The organism is Ralstonia sp. OTU4908, from assembly GCF_038440115.1.
Classification (GTDB): domain Bacteria; phylum Pseudomonadota; class Gammaproteobacteria; order Burkholderiales; family Burkholderiaceae; genus Ralstonia; species Ralstonia pickettii.
Genome location: NZ_JASATD010000057.1, coordinates 1 through 20,369, shown reverse-complemented (window position 1 = coordinate 20,369; position 20,369 = coordinate 1). Strand labels below are relative to the sequence as shown.

General features: G+C 60.3%; 22 protein-coding genes and 1 pseudogene. 14 read left to right on the top strand and 9 right to left on the bottom strand.

The features are described from left to right. Nucleotides 1-298 (top strand): annotated as a pseudogene (locus AAHM38_RS24150) (replication protein RepA); the annotation flags it as partial. A gap of 76 nt (nucleotides 299-374) precedes the next feature. Here AAHM38_RS24150 and pdxH read toward each other — a convergent pair. After that, nucleotides 375-1,013 (bottom strand): pyridoxamine 5'-phosphate oxidase, encoded by a 639-nt coding sequence (gene pdxH, locus AAHM38_RS24145; protein ID WP_342234354.1) that lies wholly within the window; start codon nucleotides 1,011-1,013, stop codon nucleotides 375-377. A gap of 1,149 nt (nucleotides 1,014-2,162) precedes the next feature. Here pdxH and AAHM38_RS24140 point away from each other — a divergent pair. From AAHM38_RS24140 to AAHM38_RS24120, 5 genes are all read left to right on the top strand, one after another. After that, the gene (locus AAHM38_RS24140; RefSeq protein ID WP_342234353.1) at nucleotides 2,163-2,927 is read left to right on the top strand and encodes a zinc metalloproteinase Mpr protein; all 765 of its coding nucleotides are present in this window, start codon (nucleotides 2,163-2,165) and stop codon (nucleotides 2,925-2,927) included. A gap of 13 nt (nucleotides 2,928-2,940) precedes the next feature. Then, on the top strand, nucleotides 2,941-3,192 hold the full coding sequence (locus tag AAHM38_RS24135; protein ID WP_342234352.1) for a hypothetical protein: 252 nt from the start codon (nucleotides 2,941-2,943) through the stop codon (nucleotides 3,190-3,192). Continuing rightward, entirely contained in the window at nucleotides 3,189-3,617 is a 429-nt protein-coding gene (locus tag AAHM38_RS24130) for a hypothetical protein (RefSeq protein ID WP_342234351.1), read from the top strand. Before AAHM38_RS24135 ends, AAHM38_RS24130 begins: the two co-directional genes overlap by 4 nt. Before the next feature lie 244 nt (nucleotides 3,618-3,861). Then, on the top strand, nucleotides 3,862-4,419 hold the full coding sequence (locus AAHM38_RS24125) for a hypothetical protein (protein ID WP_342234350.1): 558 nt from the start codon (nucleotides 3,862-3,864) through the stop codon (nucleotides 4,417-4,419). A gap of 40 nt (nucleotides 4,420-4,459) precedes the next feature. Continuing rightward, on the top strand, nucleotides 4,460-4,759 hold the full coding sequence (locus AAHM38_RS24120) for an H-NS histone family protein (protein ID WP_342234349.1): 300 nt from the start codon (nucleotides 4,460-4,462) through the stop codon (nucleotides 4,757-4,759). A 295-nt stretch (nucleotides 4,760-5,054) separates the two neighbouring features. Here AAHM38_RS24120 and AAHM38_RS24115 read toward each other — a convergent pair whose 3' ends face one another. The 5 genes from AAHM38_RS24115 to AAHM38_RS24095 all read right to left on the bottom strand — a co-directional run bounded on the left by AAHM38_RS24115 (nucleotide 5,055) and on the right by AAHM38_RS24095 (nucleotide 7,998). After that, nucleotides 5,055-5,909 (bottom strand): hypothetical protein, encoded by an 855-nt coding sequence (locus tag AAHM38_RS24115; protein ID WP_342234348.1) that lies wholly within the window; start codon nucleotides 5,907-5,909, stop codon nucleotides 5,055-5,057. A gap of 1 nt (nucleotide 5,910) precedes the next feature. After that, nucleotides 5,911-6,576 carry a hypothetical protein gene (locus tag AAHM38_RS24110; RefSeq protein ID WP_342234347.1) on the bottom strand — a complete coding sequence of 222 codons (666 nt, stop codon included), beginning with the start codon at nucleotides 6,574-6,576 and terminating at the stop codon, nucleotides 5,911-5,913. Nucleotides 6,577-6,599: 23 nt separating this feature from the next. After that, nucleotides 6,600-6,833 carry a hypothetical protein gene (locus AAHM38_RS24105; RefSeq protein ID WP_342234346.1) on the bottom strand — a complete coding sequence of 78 codons (234 nt, stop codon included), beginning with the start codon at nucleotides 6,831-6,833 and terminating at the stop codon, nucleotides 6,600-6,602. A 211-nt stretch (nucleotides 6,834-7,044) separates the two neighbouring features. Further along, a complete protein-coding gene (locus AAHM38_RS24100) occupies nucleotides 7,045-7,302 on the bottom strand; it encodes a hypothetical protein (protein ID WP_342234345.1) in 258 nt (85 codons plus the stop codon). A 102-nt stretch (nucleotides 7,303-7,404) separates the two neighbouring features. Beyond that, a complete protein-coding gene (locus AAHM38_RS24095) occupies nucleotides 7,405-7,998 on the bottom strand; it encodes a lytic transglycosylase domain-containing protein (protein ID WP_342234344.1) in 594 nt (197 codons plus the stop codon). A 299-nt stretch (nucleotides 7,999-8,297) separates the two neighbouring features. On the opposite strand from AAHM38_RS24095, the gene AAHM38_RS24090 reads away from it, so the two are divergent. The 8 genes from AAHM38_RS24090 to AAHM38_RS24055 all read left to right on the top strand — a co-directional run bounded on the left by AAHM38_RS24090 (nucleotide 8,298) and on the right by AAHM38_RS24055 (nucleotide 17,848). Then, nucleotides 8,298-8,732 carry a TcpQ domain-containing protein gene (locus AAHM38_RS24090; RefSeq protein ID WP_342234343.1) on the top strand — a complete coding sequence of 145 codons (435 nt, stop codon included), beginning with the start codon at nucleotides 8,298-8,300 and terminating at the stop codon, nucleotides 8,730-8,732. 11 nt (nucleotides 8,733-8,743) lie between these two features. Next, nucleotides 8,744-10,516 (top strand): hypothetical protein, encoded by a 1,773-nt coding sequence (locus AAHM38_RS24085; RefSeq protein WP_342234342.1) that lies wholly within the window; start codon nucleotides 8,744-8,746, stop codon nucleotides 10,514-10,516. Continuing rightward, nucleotides 10,513-11,841, top strand: a complete 1,329-nt coding sequence (locus AAHM38_RS24080; RefSeq protein ID WP_342234341.1) for a hypothetical protein — start codon at nucleotides 10,513-10,515, stop codon at nucleotides 11,839-11,841. Before AAHM38_RS24085 ends, AAHM38_RS24080 begins: the two co-directional genes overlap by 4 nt. A gap of 244 nt (nucleotides 11,842-12,085) precedes the next feature. Beyond that, nucleotides 12,086-12,709, top strand: a complete 624-nt coding sequence (locus AAHM38_RS24075; protein WP_342234340.1) for a hypothetical protein — start codon at nucleotides 12,086-12,088, stop codon at nucleotides 12,707-12,709. A 2-nt stretch (nucleotides 12,710-12,711) separates the two neighbouring features. Continuing rightward, nucleotides 12,712-14,664 carry an ATPase, T2SS/T4P/T4SS family gene (locus AAHM38_RS24070; protein ID WP_342234339.1) on the top strand — a complete coding sequence of 651 codons (1,953 nt, stop codon included), beginning with the start codon at nucleotides 12,712-12,714 and terminating at the stop codon, nucleotides 14,662-14,664. After that, nucleotides 14,661-15,815 carry a type II secretory pathway component PulF-like protein gene (locus AAHM38_RS24065; protein ID WP_342234338.1) on the top strand — a complete coding sequence of 385 codons (1,155 nt, stop codon included), beginning with the start codon at nucleotides 14,661-14,663 and terminating at the stop codon, nucleotides 15,813-15,815. Before AAHM38_RS24070 ends, AAHM38_RS24065 begins: the two co-directional genes overlap by 4 nt. A 53-nt stretch (nucleotides 15,816-15,868) precedes the next feature. Then, nucleotides 15,869-16,447, top strand: coding sequence for a type 4 pilus major pilin (locus tag AAHM38_RS24060; protein ID WP_342234337.1), 579 nt, complete (start codon nucleotides 15,869-15,871; stop codon nucleotides 16,445-16,447). A 135-nt stretch (nucleotides 16,448-16,582) separates the two neighbouring features. After that, nucleotides 16,583-17,848 carry a hypothetical protein gene (locus AAHM38_RS24055; RefSeq protein ID WP_342234336.1) on the top strand — a complete coding sequence of 422 codons (1,266 nt, stop codon included), beginning with the start codon at nucleotides 16,583-16,585 and terminating at the stop codon, nucleotides 17,846-17,848. A 61-nt stretch (nucleotides 17,849-17,909) separates the two neighbouring features. On the opposite strand, the gene AAHM38_RS24050 is transcribed toward AAHM38_RS24055, so the two are convergent. The 3 genes from AAHM38_RS24050 to AAHM38_RS24040 all read right to left on the bottom strand — a co-directional run bounded on the left by AAHM38_RS24050 (nucleotide 17,910) and on the right by AAHM38_RS24040 (nucleotide 20,273). Further along, nucleotides 17,910-19,046 carry a hypothetical protein gene (locus AAHM38_RS24050; RefSeq protein ID WP_342234335.1) on the bottom strand — a complete coding sequence of 379 codons (1,137 nt, stop codon included), beginning with the start codon at nucleotides 19,044-19,046 and terminating at the stop codon, nucleotides 17,910-17,912. Nucleotides 19,047-19,193: 147 nt separating this feature from the next. Next, nucleotides 19,194-19,841: a hypothetical protein gene (locus tag AAHM38_RS24045; protein WP_342234334.1), complete on the bottom strand. Its 648-nt coding sequence runs from the start codon at nucleotides 19,839-19,841 to the stop codon at nucleotides 19,194-19,196. A 231-nt stretch (nucleotides 19,842-20,072) separates the two neighbouring features. Beyond that, nucleotides 20,073-20,273 carry a helix-turn-helix domain-containing protein gene (locus AAHM38_RS24040; protein ID WP_251471338.1) on the bottom strand — a complete coding sequence of 67 codons (201 nt, stop codon included), beginning with the start codon at nucleotides 20,271-20,273 and terminating at the stop codon, nucleotides 20,073-20,075. Nucleotides 20,274-20,369: the final 96 nt, after the last annotated feature.

Below are 20,369 nucleotides of genomic sequence, written 5' to 3'. Positions count from 1 at the left end.
CTCGCTCAGCAAATCGCCCCTGGCGATGGATATTTACACCTGGCTCACCTATCGCATGTTCGTGCTGCGCCAATCCGGCCGGCCCTACGTCCATGTGCCGTGGGCTGGCATCAAGGCGCAGTTCGGCGCGGGCTACGAAGACAGCGAAAAGGGCATGAGCAACTTCCGGTCAAAGTTCAAGACGCGGCTCAAGGAGGTGCTGTTGTACTACCCTGAAGCCAAAGATCACATCGATGAGAACAAGGAATGTCTGATCCTGACGCCGGCAAAGCTCCACATCTCGCCGCGCATCAAGTAGCGCGCGTGGCGCACCAAACGAACAAGGCCCCACCGGGGCCTTTTCTTTTGTATAAACCGTTGCGACTGCCAGGTGGTCATGGGGCCAGGCGGACGATGTTCCAAGTGCTGTCGGTTTGCTTGCGGTATTCCAGGCGGTCATGAAGGCGCGACGGACGGCCCTGCCAGAATTCCATGCATTCGGGAAAGAGGCGGTAGCCGCCCCAGTGCGGCGGGCGCGGTGGCGCATCGCCAAAGCGCTGGCGGTATTTGGCTTCGCGGACCTCCAGCGTGGCGCGGTCGGGGACTTCACTGCTTTGCTCGGACGCCCAGGCTCCCAGGCGCGAGCCCAGCGGGCGCGAATGGTAGTAGGCATCGCTTTCCGCGTCGCTAACCTTTTCGACGTTGCCTTGGATGCGCACCTGGCGCTCCAGCTCGATCCAGTGAAACAGTAGCGCCGCACGCGGGTTGGCGGCCAATTCTTCGCCCTTGCGGCTGGCGTAGTTGGTAAAGAAGGTGAAGCCGCGTTCGTCCAGATTCTTGAGCAGCACGATACGCGCGGAGGGCTGGCCATGCGCATCGACAGTGGCGAGTGTCATGGCGTTGACTTCGGGCACCTCGGCCGTGAGGGCTTCGTCAAACCAGCGATGGAATTGGCGCAGCGGGTTGGCATCCACGTCGGTAATGTCGAGCGAGGCGCGGGCGTACTCGGTGCGGATATCAGCGATGGAAGTCATGGGGGCTTACGGATGGTACGACGGTACGTCGTAGCTACTGGCCGAGTATAGACAAACGCGGCCGCCCACCATTTGCTCCGGCTCAAGGCGAGCCGGAGCGCCGTCGTCTCATGCGCTTGGCAGCGTTGGCGGCAGCACTCGCGCGGCGATGGAGGTTCCGTCGCGCAAGACGCGCACGTCGACGTGTGCCGGCACGACCCAGCAAACATGCGGAGGGGCTTGCCGGTGGGCATCCCTGTGGATAAGCCGAGTTATCAACGTGCAATCGGTAGAAACCGGCGAAGCCAAGCCCACGTGGTGATCGGGCCGAAATGTGACTTTCTGTTCGCGTGCAATCGGAAGCGCGAAAACGTGCAATCGGAAGTCGGTTAACGTGCAATCGGTAGCGGGAAATCGACGTGCAATCGGAAGCAAGCCTTATCCCACGCGGGTTCCCAGGCGGCGCGAGGGTGTAGCAAGTAGGCTTTTCCAAGTAGTCTTACAAGTGATCTACAGGTAACAGGGAGGCCACCGCCTGTGGATAACTTTCAGCTCGGCCAATTTGCCCGGCAAAAGACCGCCTACCCTGCGCGCCTTACGGCGCTCCGCCCCGCCGCTTCGCGTCGGCCTGTCGCGGGCCATGCCCGCTCTATCGAGAGCCCTACCGGGCTAACCCCTGGTGTGAAAACACCCCGCGCTCACACAGCCAGTGCAAGGTCTGGTCTAAGCGGCTCGGCCGGCAAGCCGTCCGACCGCACGGCGTACCGCCGTGCCCCTACCGGGCGCAAGACCCGGACAAATCGCGCCTGGCCGAACCCCCGGCCAGCCGCTCAGCCGGGCTCGCGTGCGATCCAGACCAAACCGCTTTCACCACGCAACCGCCCAATAGCTTGCAAGGAAGGGGGGCCATGGGGTCCAAACGTGCCCGTAGACCCGGCTAGCGCCCTCGTGGCTCGATTGGTTGCCTCACGGCAGGGGTATCGGTGGTGCGCGTACGCAGCCTTGCCCTTCCGATTGGGGGGCTGAACGACCGCAGCCTAAACAATCCGCTCGCGCGCCCGATAACCGATAACGTGCAATCGGAAGCACAGCATTTTCGGGCACTAAAAATATCTATTTGGTGTTCTAAAAGTAGTGTTTTAGAATAGAGAGGCTAAGACCACCGCGACCATGACCAGCTCATCCACTACGCCCACGGCCGAAATGTCCGCCGAACTCCAGGCGGCTTTCGATCATTTCAACCGCGAGCTGTTTGATGGCGAGCTGCCCCCTCCCCTTCTGACGATCCAACGTCAAAAAAACTCAGCCGGCTATTTCACGGCCAAGGGCTGGGTTCATCGACAGGGCGCACAAAAGGTCGATGAAATCGCGCTGAACCCGAAGTATTTTGCCGTCCAGACCTTGCAAGAGAGCATGAAGATTCTGGTCTTGCAGATGGCGTTTGCCTGGCAGACACACTACGGCAAGCCCGGCCGTCGACGCTACGCCAACAAGGACTACGGGGACAAGCTTCAGAGCATTGGCCTGATGCCCAGCAAGACCGGTAAGCCTGGCGGCAAGATGACCGGCGAGAAGATCGACGCGTACGTCATCGAGGGCGGGCCGTTCGAGGCAGCCTGCGCAAAGCTGTTGACCAGTTCCTTCGAGCTGTCTTGGCTTGACCGCTTCCCAGTGACGGTCAAAGAGCTATCACGAACGATGCACCAGTTGCCGGAAGAGACGCAGATTGCGTTGACCGAAGAGGAAGTCGCCACGCTCGAAATCGAGGTGGTGGAAAAGAACGAGCCCGCGTCGGGCCAATACCGCTTTGTGTGCCCACTGTGCAACCGCAAGCTGTGGGGCACCAAGAAGCTCGAAGGCGAATTGATGCATCTGCCCTGCCAGCAAATCATGGTGATGCGCGATGCTTCCGAGCCTGATCCAACCAACACTTAATCAGGAGGTTTCTATGTCCCTTCGTCGCCTGCCGTTCGGCGTGTTCATGTATCTCGTCGGCGGTATTCTGTTCGGCTTCGGCATGGGGTTCGGTGCGTCCTCCGTCCCTGGCGTCGCGACCGTCGTTATCACGGGCCTGGGCGCGCTCGCCATTTCGGCCGGCTACTTCATCTTTCGGCCGCTCATGCGTGAAGCCAAGGCGCAGCTTCTTGGCAAAAAGGGTGACGACCAGGCCGCAGCCAAATCGGCAGTTGGTGCCCAATGACCCTCGTTGTTCGCCTGTTCTTCGTTGGCCTCTTGGGCATCGCCCTCTTCTTCGGCTACACATGGTGGCTGGAGCCGGTCTTGCGCGAACAAGCCGCCGCGCCGGCCGCCGCGCCGGCTGGTGCTGATGGGCCTCGTGAATTGTCCAAGCTGTTCGGCCAGTACGTCGCGTCGACAGCAGATGGCCACTACGTTCTCACGCTCGATGGCAAGGGCGCGGAGCTGCGTTTCACCGACAAGAAAAAGCAGGAATACAGTTATCGCGGGCACTACACCGTTGATGGCTCCGCCATGGAAGTTGAATGGAATGCGCGCAAGCAAGGCGGAAACTGGTCGCCTATGCAGGCCGTGCTTGCCAAGATGCAGCTCCAATTGCCAGACGTGATTCGCTCTGCCGAAATCACGTTTACGCGCGCCACAAAGTGATCGACTTCCCTTTTCGCATGTAATTCATTTCGTCTATTTACATGGGGTATTGCCTGCGGCATAATTCCCATGTGATAGACGTTTTGAATTCAAAAATAACTAGCTCTGGAATCGCGAATGCTCCGGCCGTCTCAGCGTCCCCGCTGGGATGGTATTTCACTATCGGCTTTTGATATTCGATTGTGACTTAGGGTTAACTCCGGTGTTTCGCCAATGAGGGATAATTGCGGGAACGGAAACCATGTTGACACTTACCATGCCCACTACTCTGCCGAAGCTAAAGCCCGAGGCGTTTGAGGCCCTGTTGGCGAAATCGCGCCTGAAGGAACAGGCGGCGGCGATTGCGCGCGCCGTGCTGGTCGACGGAAAAGGCTATGCGGAGGCCGCCCAGGAGGTGGCGAAGCCCCGGCAGTTTGCTTACCAGTCCGTCAAGCGGCTGCTGGAGGCCGATTCGGACGAGATGTACACCTACGAGGGCTCGCCCGAGATGTTTGCCGAGATTGACGCGATCGTGGAGCGTCACAAGGGTCGGCGCATGCTCACGAAAAAGCAGTTCAATGCCACCGCCAAGCTCACCGAGCAGGAGGAACATTCGATCGAGCTGGCACGGAGCGTACTGGTCGACGGCGTTGAAAATATCGAGCTGGCGAAGAAGTACGATATCGCACGGCATCTGCCATGGCAGGCCGCGCAACGATTCATGCGGTACTTCGATACATCGGTGGCCACCACACGTGTGTACAAGGGTACGACCGCGATGTTTGAAGAGATTGACGCCTTTCTCAAGAAGGCGAAGGGTTGATTGAGCTTTCCACTAACGTCGCAAACAAGGACATGAGGCAATGGCGACCTACAAAGAACTGGTAGCACAAAAGGCAACGCTGGAAGCGCAGATCGCTGAGGCCCAGGCGAAGGAGCGGGATAGCGCGCTGGCGCAGATTCACCGCATCATGGAGGACGCTGGGCTGACCGTGGAAGACATTGTTGGTCGTCGTCGTCGCGGCAGCTCATCCACCAAGGGCAGCGTTGTGCCGCCGAAGTACCGCGACCCAAAGACGGGGACTACGTGGTCTGGCCGTGGCCGCATGCCGGCCTGGCTTGTCGGAAAGCAACTGAATCGCTTCTTGATCGACAAGGAATAAGAGCAACGGGGAAGCAGAAGCAAAAACGCCGGCAATTGCCGGCGTTTCCTTTTTTGTGGCGGGCGTTCTGCCTACTGGCTCTGTGGCTTCGATTCGGCGTCGCGCCGCGCGATGATGGCCGTACAGCGTTTGCAGGACACCTGGCCTTTCTCCGCCAGGGTCTGCCACGTGCATTCCCGCGTGTGCGTGCCGCACAGCGCGACCATCGAATCCTCCGGGCACGCATGGGTTGTGCTCCCCCCTTTGCGGGGATCGTAGCTTGTGGTGCAGACCACCAGGGCCTTTGTGGCTTCCGTCACAGTGTCTTGTCCTTTCGCTGTACGACCTGAATCGCTTTGCGCTCGCCTTCGTACAGTCCGTCGCATTGAAGGAAGGCGGTGCCCTCAGCGCGCGGCTGCCAGGCCACCACCGTGCCGCTGTCAGTCGGCGTGCTGGTGGCGGAGGTGTCCGAGCCAGGCCCGACGATTGAGCACGATAGCGCCTGTTTGTGCTTGCTCGCGTCGACGGCACTTACTGCCAGCTCGATCGGCTCACCGACGACAGCCTGGCTGGGCAACCCTTCGTAAGCGAACGTCAGCTTCTTGGCCGTGCGATGGGTGCTCGTAGTGTCGGATACGGCCGCTTGCTGCTCAAGCTGCGACGAAATCCACGTCCGGTCGCTTGGCGATATGTCGTGCTGACTGAAGAGCCATACAAGGGCCGCGGTCCCCAGCCAACCAGGCCCGTTCCGCTGCTGCTCTCGTTCGATGCGCGCTTGGAGCTGCGGGGAGGGATGCAGTGTGTTGGGAGTCGCGCCTGTTGCTGGCGGCACGGCCACGCCGGCAACACGGGACGCGTACAGCCGGTTCGCAGTCGTTTGGCCAACTGTCACCCGTTCCTTGGCCCCATCTTCAGATACCCGATACCCACCGCGCGCTGTGCCCTCGATGCGGCGCGCGCTGTTGGATGAACGCAGGCCAGTGGCGGCCGACCCGCGATAGCCGCCAGAGGACGAATAGCCGGATGACCCGCTGGAACGCGAAGAGCCGCCCGCAATCGCGCTAGATCGGCCACTGCCCCCACTGAAGCCACTGGAGCTGCGGCCGGCCTCAGCCGTCGACGTGGCGGCCAGCATTAACGTACAGACCGTTGCCAGGATCGTTCGCTTCATGTCAGAGCCCCATCACAGTCGGATCATTCGCCTTGCTCTGAATCAGCTTCATCGTTGGTGCATCGAGGCTGTCTTCCAGCGCGTTGGTGGATGCCGGAAGCCTCCCGCATTCTTCCTTGCATCGCAATGTCCATAGGTAGGCGTTCACGAGGTCGTGCGCAGCGTAGTAGGTGCTGGCCGTCAGCGCTGCGGAAGCGCCCTCTCCTGCCGCCCAGGAGCCCGCGTAGTACAGCGTCGCACGATCGTAGTTGCGTGGCAAATAGATGCCGGCGCTAACGAGGTTGCCTGCTAGGCGCAGGTAGACCCGCGCTTGCATCGTCTTCTGGCCGATGAGCTTGTCCGCGAGCGCGACCACGCCAGGCGCAGTGCCTTCCCACACAAGGCGCGATACCGGTTCGCTCTCATCGAGCAGGCGGCGGCCGGCGTCTACATCGCCAGCCGCCACCGCGTTGATAAGGTGCTTGCGCGCCACGTCGACCAACTCCTGATCCTGACGGTCTTGCGCAAGCTGGAGTGTCGAGACATAGGCGGCGAACTCGGGGCCGGTCGCGTTTTGCGCACTGGCACTCTGCCGAGCTGGAGCTTGTTGTGTATCAGCCGTGTTGTTTCCGCACGCAGCGAGCGCCAGCAGGGCAATCGCGCACGTGGTGAACTTGAATGTTCGCATCGTTCTGTTCTCGAAATGGATGTTCACTTGGAAATACTGCCGCATGTGACCGATAGCGCCGCGCGGCCCGCTTCTGTGATCCCTACCATCGTTTCACCCGTAAGCACGCCGAGCGGCCCGCAACGCGCCGGGCTCAGCTTGCAATACCCGCGATCAGCCAGGGATTGCAATACGGCTTTGGCCTTGGGCGAGTCGCCCGCGACGCTTGGCCCGGCTTCGGACAGGCGCTTGCAGATGGCAAGTTCAAGTTCAGTCATGGTGATTTTTTCCCTGTTCGTCGTCAGTCTTGCAAAGAAGGCAACGGCATCGCTTGGGTGCCTCAAACGGCTTTCGAATACGGCCAGGCCGGGACGGTGGAATTGGTTTGGCTAGATAGTGGCCGCATTCCAGCTCCAGTAGCCAGGCTTGCCCGCCACGTGGACCGGTAACGTAATGAATGACGGATACTGAGCGCCACGGCCGCACGATCTAATCCTGTTCCCCTAGCGCGGCCACCGCGCCAACCCGTGCAGTCAGTTTTCCTGGCATCACGGAGCGCTTGACCCTGACCCATTGACCATCGATCCGCAGCGCAACCATGATCGTGACGCGCGTGGCAGTGGCCTTCTCGACAATGCCGGCGACTTGCGTCACAAAGCCATAGCCTCCGCGCTGCTCTCGGCTCCAGTTCACGCGATCGCCGCGCTTCCATTGCGGCATCGGATGTTCACCGTGATCGATAGCCATAAGCATGGGGGTTGTGATGGTTGCTTGATTGTGCCGTTTATATAAACGGTGTCAAGTGCCACAGATGTGAAAAAGGCCCCGATGGGGCCTGCTGTGCGGTGTTCACTCGGCGGCGAGCGGACTTGGCGCGGATGGCGCAACGCTGCCCTGAAGCCGCATGAGCTGCTTGTATATCTTGCGCGCGTAGGCATCCCGCTTCTCAGGGCTGACGGCGTTGTATGCCCCGATCGCGGTCCAGTTGTAGCCGTGGTGCGCAATGTTCTGCGCGATGATCCAGTTGCCGATGTACGCGTTCTTGCATCCGTCGAACAGGTCTGCCTCTGTGATGCCGTACCGCCGCAGCGTAGGAAGCCACGACGAGTTGATCTGCATGAGGCCAATGTCGCGCGAACCGTTCGTGTTCCTTCCGATCGCGTTGGCGCGCATCTGCGACTCTTGTTGTGCGACAGCTCGCGCAAGGATGGGGGGCACGCCCCAGTAGTTGGCAGCATCGTCCAAGCAGTCGGCCCACGCGGTGCGCGTGACCAGTGCGGCTGCCAATAAGAGCAACGCGAGCTTGACCGAACGCATCCGTTCTCCCCGAGTCTTTGCGCGCTGTGCCGCTTGCCCGTGCGTGCTCTCCAGTTCCCTTCCGTTGTATTGCATGTGTTGCCTCATTGCCTTTGCGCCGAGATGGTGTCGGCCGGCGTGATGCACGCCAACCCCTACTGATAGGGGGCAGATGTTCAGAAACGACAACGACTTGCCGTTACCGCTCTTCGGCGTGGTGCGTCGCTGCTTGAACGTCACCACCCTCGCGCGCCGGCTCCCCGAGGTCTCACCTCACCCAAAGATGTGCTCCCGGCGTCATACACGCACCCGTATACGTATGCAAACCGTCGCCTAAGTGCTATCGTTTGGTGTACTATATGATAGCATTTAGTGGGGTCCGGCGCGCAAGTGCGCTGTCCGGCATGGGGTCGGGCCAACGTGTCCTTTTACGAACAAGGAAAGCAATGAGGAAGCTATTGGTTGTGCTCGCGCTGGTCCCTGCATTGAGTCAGGCCGCGCTCGTTATCGAGGGTGGCCCACGGCCGCCCGCCGCCACGCCACCCGCGCAAAACGTTGCGTCAACCGCTGCCCCCGCTGCGGCCGAGCCCGCGCAAGCAACCGGGCTTGTCATCGCCCCGCTTTGGGCGGCCACACCGACCGACGAGACGTTCCAGAAGCTGTTCGTGCGCTGGGGTCGGCAAGCCGGCTGGAAAACGTTCTGGGAGGTCGGGCAAGACATTCCGGTGGTGGCCTCGTCCAACTTCACCGGCGCATTCACTGACGCGGTTCAAGACGTTCTCGATACCACGCTAAGCACCGACCTGCCGGCACATCCGTGCTTCTACACCAACAACGTTCTGCGCGTGCTGCCGACCAGCACGGAATGCGATCCGAAGTAACAAGGGCTGCCATGAATAAAAACCAGTTTGTCGTCTACCCCTTGCTGGCCGCGCTGATGCTCTCGGGCTGCGTTTCTCCCCAGCTCACCCAGGACAGCAAAGACCTGATTTCGCAAGCTGCTACGGATACCGCGTCGGCGGCGCAAGCGCTCATCAACCAGACAACGCGCGGCAAGGAAGAGCGTCGGAAGCGCGCCTTTGTTGATCGCCCCTATCTTGCGGGTAAGAGCGTTGCGCTGTCGCCCACGGCCAATCTGCCGCTCGCCTTGCAAAAGGGCGTCAAGACCAAACTGGTGTTCCCCAACAAGCGTGTGAACCTCGCGGTTGCGGCGGAGCAAATCACGCTGGCGACGAAGATCCCCGTTGTGGTTTCGACCGATGTGTACCTGCCCAAGTCCGCACTGCTCCCGCGCGCCCAAAAGCTCGATGACGGCACCACGGCACCGCTGCCGGCCGCTGCGCCTGCCGGACCAGGCCGCGTTGCTGCCGGCCCGCTCCCCGCACTCTCCAGCGTCACTGGCGGGGCTACGAGCGGTGGCCTTGTCTCGGCCGGCTACACCGGCCAGGACAGCCCACAAGAGGTGGAAGTCGCTGATGACTTGCCGCTGAATCAAGTGCTCGACTTGTTGGCAACCCGACTCGGTGTCAACTGGAACTACGACCAGAAGAAAGGCGTTATCAACGTCTATCGGATGGTCACAAAAACGTGGTTGCTCCCCATCCGGCCGCAGAACCTGAGCTTCAGCACCGAGAACATCAACAACACCGCGCAATCGAACAACCAGAACTCGCTTCAGAGCAACCAACAGCAGGACAAGGCTGCTGTGAAGAGCGAGGCTCAGAACCTCAACGAAGTTAATTCGATCCTCAATGACGTGCAGACGGTCATGACTCGCTCTGGCTCGGTCAGCGGGAACATCACGCAAGGCACGATCACCCTTACCGATACGAAAGAGGCCGTCGAACGTGCCGAATCGATCGTCAACTTCCATCGCGCGCAGCTCTCCAAGATGGTTGCGCTCCATGTTCGCCTTGTGCAAGTCACGATCAACAACGGCGGGGAGCTGGGCGTTGATTGGCAAGCCGTTCTCACCAAGGCGCTGAATCGCGTCCCAGGCTTCGTTATCACGAGCACGTCTCCCATTTCGCTTGTGTCGCAGAACGTCGGAACCATCGGCGCGCAGATCACGTCCGGGCAGTTCAGCGGCACGCAAGCCGCTGTGCAGGCGCTTGCCTCGATCGGTAACACGGCCAGCACCGACGATATTCCGCTGGAAGTCCAGAACCGCCATACGTCCTACTACAACAACCGCATTCGCTTCAGCTACGTCGCCAGCACGACACCGGCCACGGCAACCGCTGGCGGCACGGGCGGCACACCTGGCCTGACGACCGCACAAGATCAAGTCGGCCTCAAGATGCTGGTCTACGCAAGCGTGACGAACAGCAACTCGATCGCTGTGTCGCTGGCTTTCGACTCGTCTGTTCTGCGCGCGATTACGCCGTTCACCTCCGGCAGCGGGTCCACCCAACAAACCGTGCAGAACGTGGATATTGCCGGCCAAGGCAACACCACTGACGCCATCATTCGCAACGGCGCGACCACTGTGCTCACGGTCTTTGACTCGAACACCGCGCAGTACGACAAGCGGACCCTCGGCCACAACATCCCAGTGATCGCGGGCGGATCGATCAATGCGAATCGCACGCGCACGGCTACGCTGGTTGTCGTGAGCGCATCGATCAAGGACACCGAGGCTGGACAGCAGGGGTCGTCCCTATGATTCTCGAAATCGGCGGCAAAAAGCTCGTCTTCGGGATGGACTGGCCTACCCTTGTTGAGCAAGGGGCGTATGGCGCTGTCGCCGCGAGGAAAGCATTCAGCCTCAAGTCTCCGCTTCTCTGGCACCAAGGCGAAGCTGGATATGCCGGGTTCCTACGCACCAAGGAAATGACGCTGCCGGCAACCTCGGGGCCGCTCTATGCGGCTGCGCAAGCGTTCGGCCGCATCCCTGGCTTGCCGGCGAATGCTCTGCTGGTGTTCCGTACGCCCGATCGCAATTTCGCGGCCATTGGCCTCATGAAAGGCCGGCCGGCGACGCGCTTTGACCTGACGGGACTGACGGGCGATTTGCTAAATCGCGTGTATCTGGACTTCGGCCGCCAGTGCGGTGGAGAAGGCTTCACGCTGGTGGGCGACGCAGATGCTCCGCTGCCCAGTAAGCCCGACGCCTTGTCGCTTGAAGACGTTGCAAAGCACGCTGACGCAACCTGTTTGCTGAAGCCCCCCACGCGCGCAGCCTTCTACAAGCGCATTGCTCTGTCGATCGTGACGATTGGCATGGTGGGTGCCGCGATCTACGTCGCGAAGCAAGCCTATTTCCCCCCGAATCCGAACGAGCAGAAGACGCCCACGGAGCTGTATCAAGAGAACATCCAGGCTCACGCTGACGATGCTGTTGTTCTCGCCCCGGACTACACCGAGTGGTATCAGTGGATGCGCACGACGTTGCGCACGACCTACGGTGGGTGGGAACTCAAAAAGGCCGCATGCGACTTCCATGCCCCGAACACGCAGGCGCAGGCTTACGTGCCGTGGTCTGGTACGCCGCAGTGCCAGCTAACGTTCTTCCGCGCGAACAAGGACTTTGCGACGAACGAAACCTTCTTCGCAGCCGCGCCGAAGGAATACCAGTCGCAATCCGTCTACCTGGCACAGCCCGATCAGATGGTCGTCAGTGTCAAGCCGCCAGTGATGCAGAAAACCACGCTTGGGAAGCTGCTTGCCAAAGCCGGGTTGAGCGACGACCGCGATGTGCGGTTCGTCTCGCAGATGCAAGCGGCTGGACGGTTGGTGAAGGCTGACACGCTGCCCGAAGCGGTTCCATTTCTCGTGCCCGCAGGCGTGCCCGTGACGGGGATCAAGGGGCCGGTATATCGCGCCACACACTGGTCATACAACGGGTCATCCCAATACGTGAAGCTGCTCGGCTCTTTCCCAACCTACTCGACCTTGAGCAAGGCTGAGCTGACCGTGGAAGAGACCACCGACAACGCCGAGACGCCCTTCCATGTGGCGCTTGACGGCGAACTCATTACGCGCAACTGAGGACAACATGAAAGCAATCAAGACGACCGCGCCGCTTGCGGCACTGTGTTTCGCACTCCTGCCGGCTTTGGCCAACGCGGGGCCTACCTCGCCATCGCTGAATGCACCTCTGGTTCCTGCCGCGCAACCCGCGACTGCACCGGTTGCTCCCGCCCCCGCAGTTCAGCGGGCACCATCTGTGACCGCCACACCTGGCTTGCCAGGCGCGAGCGCGCAGCCTGCGCCGCCCCCCGCGCCGGCTCCCGTGCAACAACCCACCGCGTCGCTCGCGCCCGCAGCGCCTGCGGCGCAAGCAACCACGCAGGCAAAAGCCAATGGCGGCATTCCCGGCGTCGATCGCACGCCAACGCTGGGAGACTGGGAGGACTTGGGGCAGCGCCGCGCCTACAAGGCCCAGCTCGACAAACTCAAGGCCGCCGAGGCCCCCGCGACGCCGCAGCCAGGCCAGATGCCCGCGATGCCGCAGCTCCCAGCACCAACGGCCGCCCTACCGCCCGCCGAAAAGCCACCGCGCCCGCGCTTCAGCGAGGCATGCCCCGAGGACGTCAACAAGCCGTGCTTCTTCTCCGTCTATGGGTTGAGCACCGAAGACGGCACGAACAACTACCACGGGCAACTTGCCATCAATGGCCGCCTGGTGCCGGGTGGTGTCTACAAGGGCAAGAAGTTCGACGGCTACACCGTTACGGCTATCTCGGATTCAGCGCTGACGGTCGTTGATAAACGCGGCAAGCCGCACGTATGGCCGCTGTATGCGACAACCGGCTATCAGGCGGACCCCGACCAACTCTCAAGCGCGAAGCCTGCCGCGCAGCCGATGACTCCTGGCCTGTTCCCCGGAATGCCGTCCCAACCCGCCTACCGCTAATCATGCTCAAGAACCTGCCGAACCCATTTCTGCGTATCGCTGGCCGGCTGAAAGCGACAGCGAAGCCTCAGCAGTCTGAACGGCTAGCCGTGCCTGAAGCCATGCCCGCCAGGGCCTTCAATCGCGTTGTACTCGATGCTGATGGCGAATCGGGGGAATCGGCGCGGCATGGTGAATATCAAATCGCTGAGCGCGAGATTTTCGCTACGGCCGAGCTGCCGCCGTTCATCAAGTCGTTGCAAGCTGACGTAGCGATCCGCGATGAGCTGAAGCACTCCATTTGTCCGGTCCAGCTTCGCCCCGCTTCGGATGAGCAAAAGCGTGTATTCGCAATCGTGCTCATTCGAGACATGGTGGGCAACGATGTGGTTGACCAGATTTACTCGGACCTGCAAAAGAAGGGATACCGCCCGGATGCGCCGGCAGTCTATGTGGCGACGCAAGCCGTTGTGTCCGAGTTGGCCCGCGCTGATAACGGTGCCGACGTGGCGTCGCGTCTTGCGGCCGACCGCGACAGTCCCTTCTACAAAATCTTCGTTGACATTGCCGAATTTGCCGTCGCTAACGGCGTCTCCGATATCCACTTTCGCTACCGGGCCGAGCAGGAATATTCCAATACCGGCTTCCGCATGGATGGCAATGTGATCCGGCCGAAGAAGTTCCGCATGCAGTCGGGGCAGATGCTGCGCATGCTGAGCTTCTGGTATTCGTTCCGAGGCAATTCCACGTCGACCAGCTCCTACTCTGAGCGTGAGGTTTTGCAGTGCCAGATCGAGGAAACCATCGGGAGGCAACGCCTTGGCTTTCGTTGGTCACAGTTCCCGATCCACAAGGGGCTCAAGGTCACGCTTCGCGTGATGCAGCTCGACGCGAGCGACGTTTATACGTCGCTGGGCATGCACCCGAATGGAGCCGGTCTCCCCGAGTACCAGGAAAAGACGCTGCTGCGCGCCCTTCGCGCGGACGGTGGCGGCTGGGTCATCTCGGGCCGTGTGAACTCCGGTAAGTCCAAGCTCCTGCAAACCATCGTCGGTTTGCTGCCCTCTCACTTTGAAATCAATACCGCTGAAGACCCGATTGAGTACCTGCATAACCATGAGGGCGCGAACCAGCACTCAACTTCGCGCGGCATCGGTGACGATCAAGGCAAGGATGCTTTCACGCCGTTCAGCATGGCAAACAAGCGGACGGACCCGGATGCAACCGTTATTTCCGAACTGCGGGACGTGAATACAACAAGCGCGTTCCGTGACGCTGTGCTTGCCGGGCAACCAAGCTTTTGCACGGTCCACGCCCCGAATGCCCTGGCTATCCCTCAGCGTCTCATCAGCGAAGAGTTTGGCTTGTCGCTCGACGTGGTGACGATGCCCGATTTCCTGAAGATGCTGATTCACCTCGCGCTTGTTCCAAAGAACTGCCAATCGTGCGCCCTGCCCGTCAACGACCCGCACACCTTGGAAGTGTTGAAAGCTGCGCTGAACAGCGACGATCCCGCCATTGTGGAGATTGCCGCAACATCGATCGGGATTGCCTCTACGGAATCGCTCAATCGCGTGCATCGCCTCTTCTCTTTCGACGTGGACGGTATGAAGGTGCGCAACCCACACGGTTGCAGCCATTGCATGCGTGAGGGTGTGCCGGAACTCAATGGCATTCGTGGCCGAACCCCTGTCGCGCAGATCATTGAACCGACGACCGACATGCTCTTGTTGATTCGCGAATCCAAGAACATCGAGTTGCAGCACTACTACCGTTCTCTTCGCACGGCTGGATTCGAAAGCGACAACTCGGATGGGAAGACTCCGTTCGAGATTGCGATGTACAAGGTGGCGCGCGGAGAAATCTGCCTCTCTATGGCCGAGAAACGCTTCCAGACCGTCGACCAGTATGAGCACGAGCAAGCCAGGCTCTTCCGGCGTACCAACAGCCTTCACACTCTCACGAGCGTCCAATGATGCAATTGACCGAAAAGATCGGCCGTCCATTGGGCGACCTGGCGAAAAGCCTGCCCTTGATCGGGGATCGCTTCACGAAGGATCGACGGAAGTTCGCACGCGAGCGCGCCGCGTTCTACAACGACTTGTCCGAGACGATGGAGGCGATGCCTAGCATCAACATCTCCGTACACATCGAACGTATTGCTGAGCGCTATCCAGGCGAGCCAAAGGGGCGATTGGCGGCTCGATGGCTGGAAAACTATCGAATGGAAGCCTCGTTCGCGGATGCCATTCGAGACAGCGTTCCATCCGAAGACTATGCCCCCCTGATGGTTGCCGAGAAGCACGGCAACTTGGCGAAGGGCCTCAAGGAGCTGTCGGAGGTGACGGCGGCACTCGACGCCACGAAGGACGCAATCGCGGTGATTTGGTTCACTCTGATCTTCGCGTTCATCGCAGCACAGATTTTTGTGGGCTTCTACTCTTTCTCGATCATTCCTGAGATTGAGCGCGGCTTGCCGTCAAACGTGCCCGTTGAGACCCTGGGAACGGCGGCCATCGTCATGCATTGGATGAGCTTTCTGGTGCGGCATTTCTGGCCGATCTGGATCGCATTCATTGCGGCCTTCGTTGGACTCGTGATCTGGTCTGTGCCGAACTACATCGGGAAACATCGCGAGTGGCTGGACCGGCATATCCTGCACTACAAGCTGTACGCCGAGTTTCAAGCGGTGTCGTTCTTCGTCACCCTGTCTGCTGTTACCGAACGCATTAACAACCGCGTGATATCGGTCCCGAACGCATTGCGGCTCATTCAGTCAAGTTCGACGGTCTGGCTGTCTCACCACATTCGACGCATCCTCGCCAATTACGAGGAAAACCCGCACGCCAAGGGCGAGAACTTCAAGGTTGGCATGGTCGACCGCGATGTTGAGTTCCGCATGCAAGACATTGCCGACTATGCCGACGTATCGCAGATGCTGCGCATCGTCGCAAAAAACTCGCTCGCGAAATCCCCGAAGGAAATGGAGCGACGCGCATTGCGTATCCAGCTCTGGTCCCGAATCCTGCTGGTCGCCGTTGTGATCGGCATTCAGGCCGGGTTCTATTCGATGGGATGGCAGTTTCAAGATGCAGTCAGCATGAGCACCTATATGCCGACCCGATAAGGCGGCAAACCACTTTTATCTACCACGTCAGTGTTTTCACAAGGAGTGCAACTATGAAGAAGCAAATGAACGGGAGCGTTGTTGTCACCTCGCGCGGCATCCGCCGTGGCCTCAAGCGGGGCCTTGGCCGCCAAGCAGGCGCAACCATCGAGAACTTTATGCTGTGGGCGATCATTGCTGCCGGCATCGCTCTTGTCTACATCCTGGCCTTCAATCGGGGCTCGGGTGGTCAGGTCGGTTCCGATTTCGTGAAGGAGTTCAATGAGATGGCCTCCAACTCCAGCAACCTCTATACCGGCCAGTGGGGGCAGTTCACCACGGCCAACGCCGAGAAATCCGGCTTGTTCAATGGATTCGCGACGATCCAAGACGCTGGCGGTGGTGTGGTGAACATCAAGGGTGGTGGCACTTTGACCGTTGCACCTGGCACGGTCCAATCTGCCAACGATGCCGGCCAGTACACGCTTGTTGGTTTTGCCCAGGAGTCGTGCAAGAAGGTACTTCAAGGCGTAGCCGGCAGTGCGGCCACCATGTCCTTGAACGGCACGAGCGTCAAAGCATTTGGCGGCAAATTTGACCCGACGGCTTCCTGCAACGCGACGAACAACACAATCGTCGTTCAAAGGCAGTAAGATGCCGAAATGGGCCTGCGCGCGTAAGCAGCAGGCCCATTCTTCGTTAACAAGAATGTAGGGGGTCGTATGTCATTGATGTTGGACATTACACTCGGGTCGGCAATCCTCGCCTCTAGCATTGTCCAGATGGACATGCAGACGCTGCGCACGGCAGAGCGAACCATCGCCATCTCCACTGGCCAATATCTGAGCGGCTTGCAAGGTGGTGTGAACAAGTACATCGCGACGAACGGCGACGTGCTCGCAGGGCGATCCGCAGGCCCGATTACCAATCCTTCGGGTGGCACCATCACGATTGCCAATCCGCTTGCTCCGACTGTCGCAGAGTTGCAGCAAAACGGGTTCTTGCCCTTGGGCTTCACCACCAACAATCCAGGCAAGCTGACGCTCGCGGTATCCATCCAGCCGTCGAATTGCCCCGGTGTTGGCTGTACCTTGCCGGCGACCATCACCACAAGCCAGTACCGCGATTTGCAGGGCAACGTTCGCAATGACCTGGCCGCGTATGTCATGAATGCGGCTGGCCTCGATGGTGGCCAGGCTCTCCCCGGCAACCCGTCCAACTTCACTGGGGTAGCCGGTTCATGGAGCCTGCCCAACGCTGGTGGCGGCTCAGGCGCGATTGCCATGCGTGCAGGGTCTCTGACGACGGGATACGTCGATACCCTGCCCTTCTACAAGCTCGATGGCAGCCGCAAGCTGACTGGCACCATGCAGGCCAACGGGCAGAACATTACTGGGGCCGGCAATATCTCGTCAGCGTCTTTGAACACGGGGCCGGCCACCGCAAGCACCATGACCCTTCCGGCCGGTAACAGCCTGAAGATTGCCGGAACCGCGCTGTATGGGGACTCCACCAATATCGCGGTTCGCGCTGCGCCTGGTGGGTCTGCCTACATGCAGGACACCAATGGCAACTATGTCCCAATGAACGCGGGCACCGTCAACGCCAATGGAAACGCCAATGTCTCGGGCAATATGAGTGCCAACGGTGTCTATGGCAACTACATTCAATCCAATGGAAGTCTTTGGGTCGGCGGTACTGCCACAGCAGGCCAAATGAACGCGAGCAATAGCAACATTTGGGGCAATCAAACGGTGTATGGCACGCACACAGTGAATGGTGCGCTGGTTGCCAACAACGTCGTGTATTTGCCGGCTCTATCGTGGGAGGGGTATGGTTGCTCAAGGAACGGCATCACAACTGATCCGACAGGAAAGATTCTGTCCTGCCAATCCGGTGTGTGGCGACAACCAGGTGGCAGCGGGCCGCACGGTCCCGTTGTTGGATTTTACTGGGGTCAAGGCTCTCCTGGCGGTCCATGTGGTGGATTTATCGCCAATTTCGCAGACGGAACACAACAAACCGTCATGGTGAATGCGGGTTGCAGTTATTGATGGCGTGTAGAAAAAAAGCCCGGCAATGCCGGGCTTTTTTGTGCCTTAGAGAAACAGTGCTTCAGCTCACATACTTGCTGCGGTTGTTCGTCGCGACCTTCGACTTGACCGCGTTCAGATTGTTTGTGTACGCGCCGCAGGCTGCCGTGTCCAGATAGTCCGACTGGCCCTGCGCCAGCGGGTAGCGCAGGTAGTAGCTTGCGTGGTCGCCGGTCGTGCAGGCCGTCACAGCGTTCATGGTTTGCACCAGCGCAAGCACATCGTTCGCCGGCAAACCGCCGCCCACCGTGGACGACAGTTGCGCCAGGGTGTAGGGCTGGCTCTCATCGAACGTGCTGCCCGTCCACGTGCCAACGTTGATCGCCTGGCCGTTGCTGTCATTGACAGACGGCCTGCCGGTCACGCTGCTCAGCATCAGGACGCGCAGCGCGACGTGCGACGGCAGGTCGTGCGCGACGCCGTAGTATTCCACGCCCGTCAACGTGTCCGCGTACGTGTGGTTCGTGTCCTGCGCCGTGCCAGGCACGATGGACAAGTAGTCCACGCCGCCATGGGTTCGGTTGGCCGAGGCGATGACGTTGTTGCCCGTCAGCAGTTGCAGCACGGCCGAGGATGCCGTCGTGTACGCCGTTGCCAGGCTCTTGCCGCCCGTCGATGCCAGATAGGCAATCTGCGTGGACGCCAGGTGCGTCACGGGCGTAATCACGAAGTTCGACAGCGAGGTCGTGACATAAGGCGCAACGAGCTGGAGAGCGACGTTCTTCTGCTGCGAGCTATCGGCCTCCGATGTGAACGTACCGCCCGTGGCGACAAAGCGGACCATGCCGGCCGGAGCCTGGCTCAACGTCATGCTGAACGCGCCGGACGCGTCCGTTGTGGTCGCCCCGAGCTGCGTGCCGTTGGTGCCGTCGCTGTTCACCACATAAGCCGTCACCGTTGCGCCGGCCGTGGGGCCGTTGACCACGGAACCACTGACGCTCGCCGTGGGCGTGCCGGTCGCAGCCTGGCCGGTATACGGATCAATCGGCGTTCCTGCCGGCGTTGTCGTGCCGCCAGTGCCGCCAGTTCCTCCCGTGCTGCCACCATTGCTGGCGGTGGAGCCGCCGTCGCCGCCGCCACCGCAGGCGGCCAGGAAGAGCGCAAACGATGCCACGGCAATCAGTTTGGCGGACTTGGTGAAAACTCCCTCGTGCTTCATGTTCTTCTCCGGTTGATGAGCTTCTTGCGAAATATCCTGATCGATGACTACGATTCCATCATAATCAAGGTAATTCGATATGTCTATCGCAATGCCGATTGAATTTTCCAATCATTCGGCATGTTGCGATAGACAAAGTGGGATACGCTAGTGTGAGCTAGCGTCGGTGACGATGATTTCGCGCTTATCGATTTCGGCGCGAAAATCCAACTGCGGTGCGGCAGAGGCCATTGCTTGAAGTGCGTCGATGAACGTGCCGCGCACCTCGCCTTGTCCTTGGAAGGGATTCGTTGCGTTCCACTTCGGTTCATTCCAGCCGGCCGCTTTTGCCCATGTCGAGAGCGTTTCGCGTGCCGTCGCGTTTGGCTTGAATGTCCAAGTCAGCACGGGCAGCGGTTCAGGCTTGGGTGGTTCAGGCGCAGCCGGCTTGGCAGCATCCTTGCTGGTCGTGGCGGTTGTGGCATCTTTCGCGCCCTTCCCCGAAACCGGTTTCGCTGCCACACGAACCGGGTCTTCAGCTTCGTCTTCCGGTTGTGCCTTTTCCCAAGTCAGGCCGTTGCCCTCCGTTCGGATCAGTGCGAAAACGGCGTTGAGCCGGTCGTTCGTCTTTCTGTTGCTTGAGTACCTGCGATAGCCGGCCTGAGCATCGCCCGCATCCGCGCCGGCAGGCAGCGTCGGTTGTGAAGCTCCGACAGCAGAGGCTACCGGCTGGGCGGCTTCCTGGCTGTGAGCGATCCAAGGCGAGACAGCGAGTGCGATCCCAAGCGAGGATCGCGCGACAGCCACGCGCATCAAGCGCCCCGCAGACATGCTGCGCAAGGCAAGGCGGTCCATTGAGTTCGTCATTGTTACCAAACGCCGCGCGAACGCGGCGAACGAGCTATGCGTTCGATTTTGGAATCGCGGCGGTTGGCGCGACTCCCCCCTTGTTCCAACGAGCGGCGCGCTGAGCGCGCCGCTCTAGCCGAGAGGCTGCACGGATTGTAGCGCACGCAAGCGCCAAATGCCGCATCCATGCGGCATATTTTAGGCGTTCTGCTGGCCGAAGGCCAAGCCGTAATAGGCGTCGGCTATCCGTTGCGGCACGATTTCTCCCACCCTCTCATAGCGGCCAATTTGCGAGCGACTTAACCCCCACCGTTGGGCTAATTCCACCTGAGTGAACCCGGCTTTCTTTCGCAGAGCCGCAGCGTCCTCGCCGTACAGAGGGCGCTTGGATTTGCTCATTGGCACGTCCCCTCTTCTGTCTGGTTGTTTGGCGTTATCGCCAGGTGCAAGCACTGGCGGCCCGTGGATTCTACCGACTGTCGGTCAACGTGCCAG

Excerpts from the sequence above, each read along its gene's own strand:
- AAHM38_RS24085 (WP_342234342.1), top strand. The coding sequence starts at position 8,744 with ATGAATAAAAACCAGTTTGTCGTCTACCCCTTGCTGGCCGCGCTGATG.
- AAHM38_RS24105 (WP_342234346.1), bottom strand. The coding sequence starts at position 6,833 with ATGACTGAACTTGAACTTGCCATCTGCAAGCGCCTGTCCGAAGCCGGG.
- AAHM38_RS24065 (WP_342234338.1), top strand. The coding sequence starts at position 14,661 with ATGATGCAATTGACCGAAAAGATCGGCCGTCCATTGGGCGACCTGGCG.
- AAHM38_RS24130 (WP_342234351.1), top strand. The coding sequence starts at position 3,189 with ATGACCCTCGTTGTTCGCCTGTTCTTCGTTGGCCTCTTGGGCATCGCC.
- AAHM38_RS24055 (WP_342234336.1), top strand. The coding sequence starts at position 16,583 with ATGCAGACGCTGCGCACGGCAGAGCGAACCATCGCCATCTCCACTGGC.
- AAHM38_RS24090 (WP_342234343.1), top strand. The coding sequence starts at position 8,298 with ATGAGGAAGCTATTGGTTGTGCTCGCGCTGGTCCCTGCATTGAGTCAG.
- AAHM38_RS24070 (WP_342234339.1), top strand. The coding sequence starts at position 12,712 with ATGCTCAAGAACCTGCCGAACCCATTTCTGCGTATCGCTGGCCGGCTG.
- AAHM38_RS24040 (WP_251471338.1), bottom strand. The coding sequence starts at position 20,273 with ATGAGCAAATCCAAGCGCCCTCTGTACGGCGAGGACGCTGCGGCTCTG.
- AAHM38_RS24135 (WP_342234352.1), top strand. The coding sequence starts at position 2,941 with ATGTCCCTTCGTCGCCTGCCGTTCGGCGTGTTCATGTATCTCGTCGGC.
- AAHM38_RS24060 (WP_342234337.1), top strand. The coding sequence starts at position 15,869 with ATGAAGAAGCAAATGAACGGGAGCGTTGTTGTCACCTCGCGCGGCATC.
- AAHM38_RS24100 (WP_342234345.1), bottom strand. The coding sequence starts at position 7,302 with ATGGCTATCGATCACGGTGAACATCCGATGCCGCAATGGAAGCGCGGC.
- AAHM38_RS24110 (WP_342234347.1), bottom strand. The coding sequence starts at position 6,576 with ATGCGAACATTCAAGTTCACCACGTGCGCGATTGCCCTGCTGGCGCTC.
- pdxH (WP_342234354.1), bottom strand. The coding sequence starts at position 1,013 with ATGACTTCCATCGCTGATATCCGCACCGAGTACGCCCGCGCCTCGCTC.
- AAHM38_RS24115 (WP_342234348.1), bottom strand. The coding sequence starts at position 5,909 with ATGAAGCGAACGATCCTGGCAACGGTCTGTACGTTAATGCTGGCCGCC.
- AAHM38_RS24080 (WP_342234341.1), top strand. The coding sequence starts at position 10,513 with ATGATTCTCGAAATCGGCGGCAAAAAGCTCGTCTTCGGGATGGACTGG.
- AAHM38_RS24140 (WP_342234353.1), top strand. The coding sequence starts at position 2,163 with ATGACCAGCTCATCCACTACGCCCACGGCCGAAATGTCCGCCGAACTC.
- AAHM38_RS24120 (WP_342234349.1), top strand. The coding sequence starts at position 4,460 with ATGGCGACCTACAAAGAACTGGTAGCACAAAAGGCAACGCTGGAAGCG.
- AAHM38_RS24050 (WP_342234335.1), bottom strand. The coding sequence starts at position 19,046 with ATGAAGCACGAGGGAGTTTTCACCAAGTCCGCCAAACTGATTGCCGTG.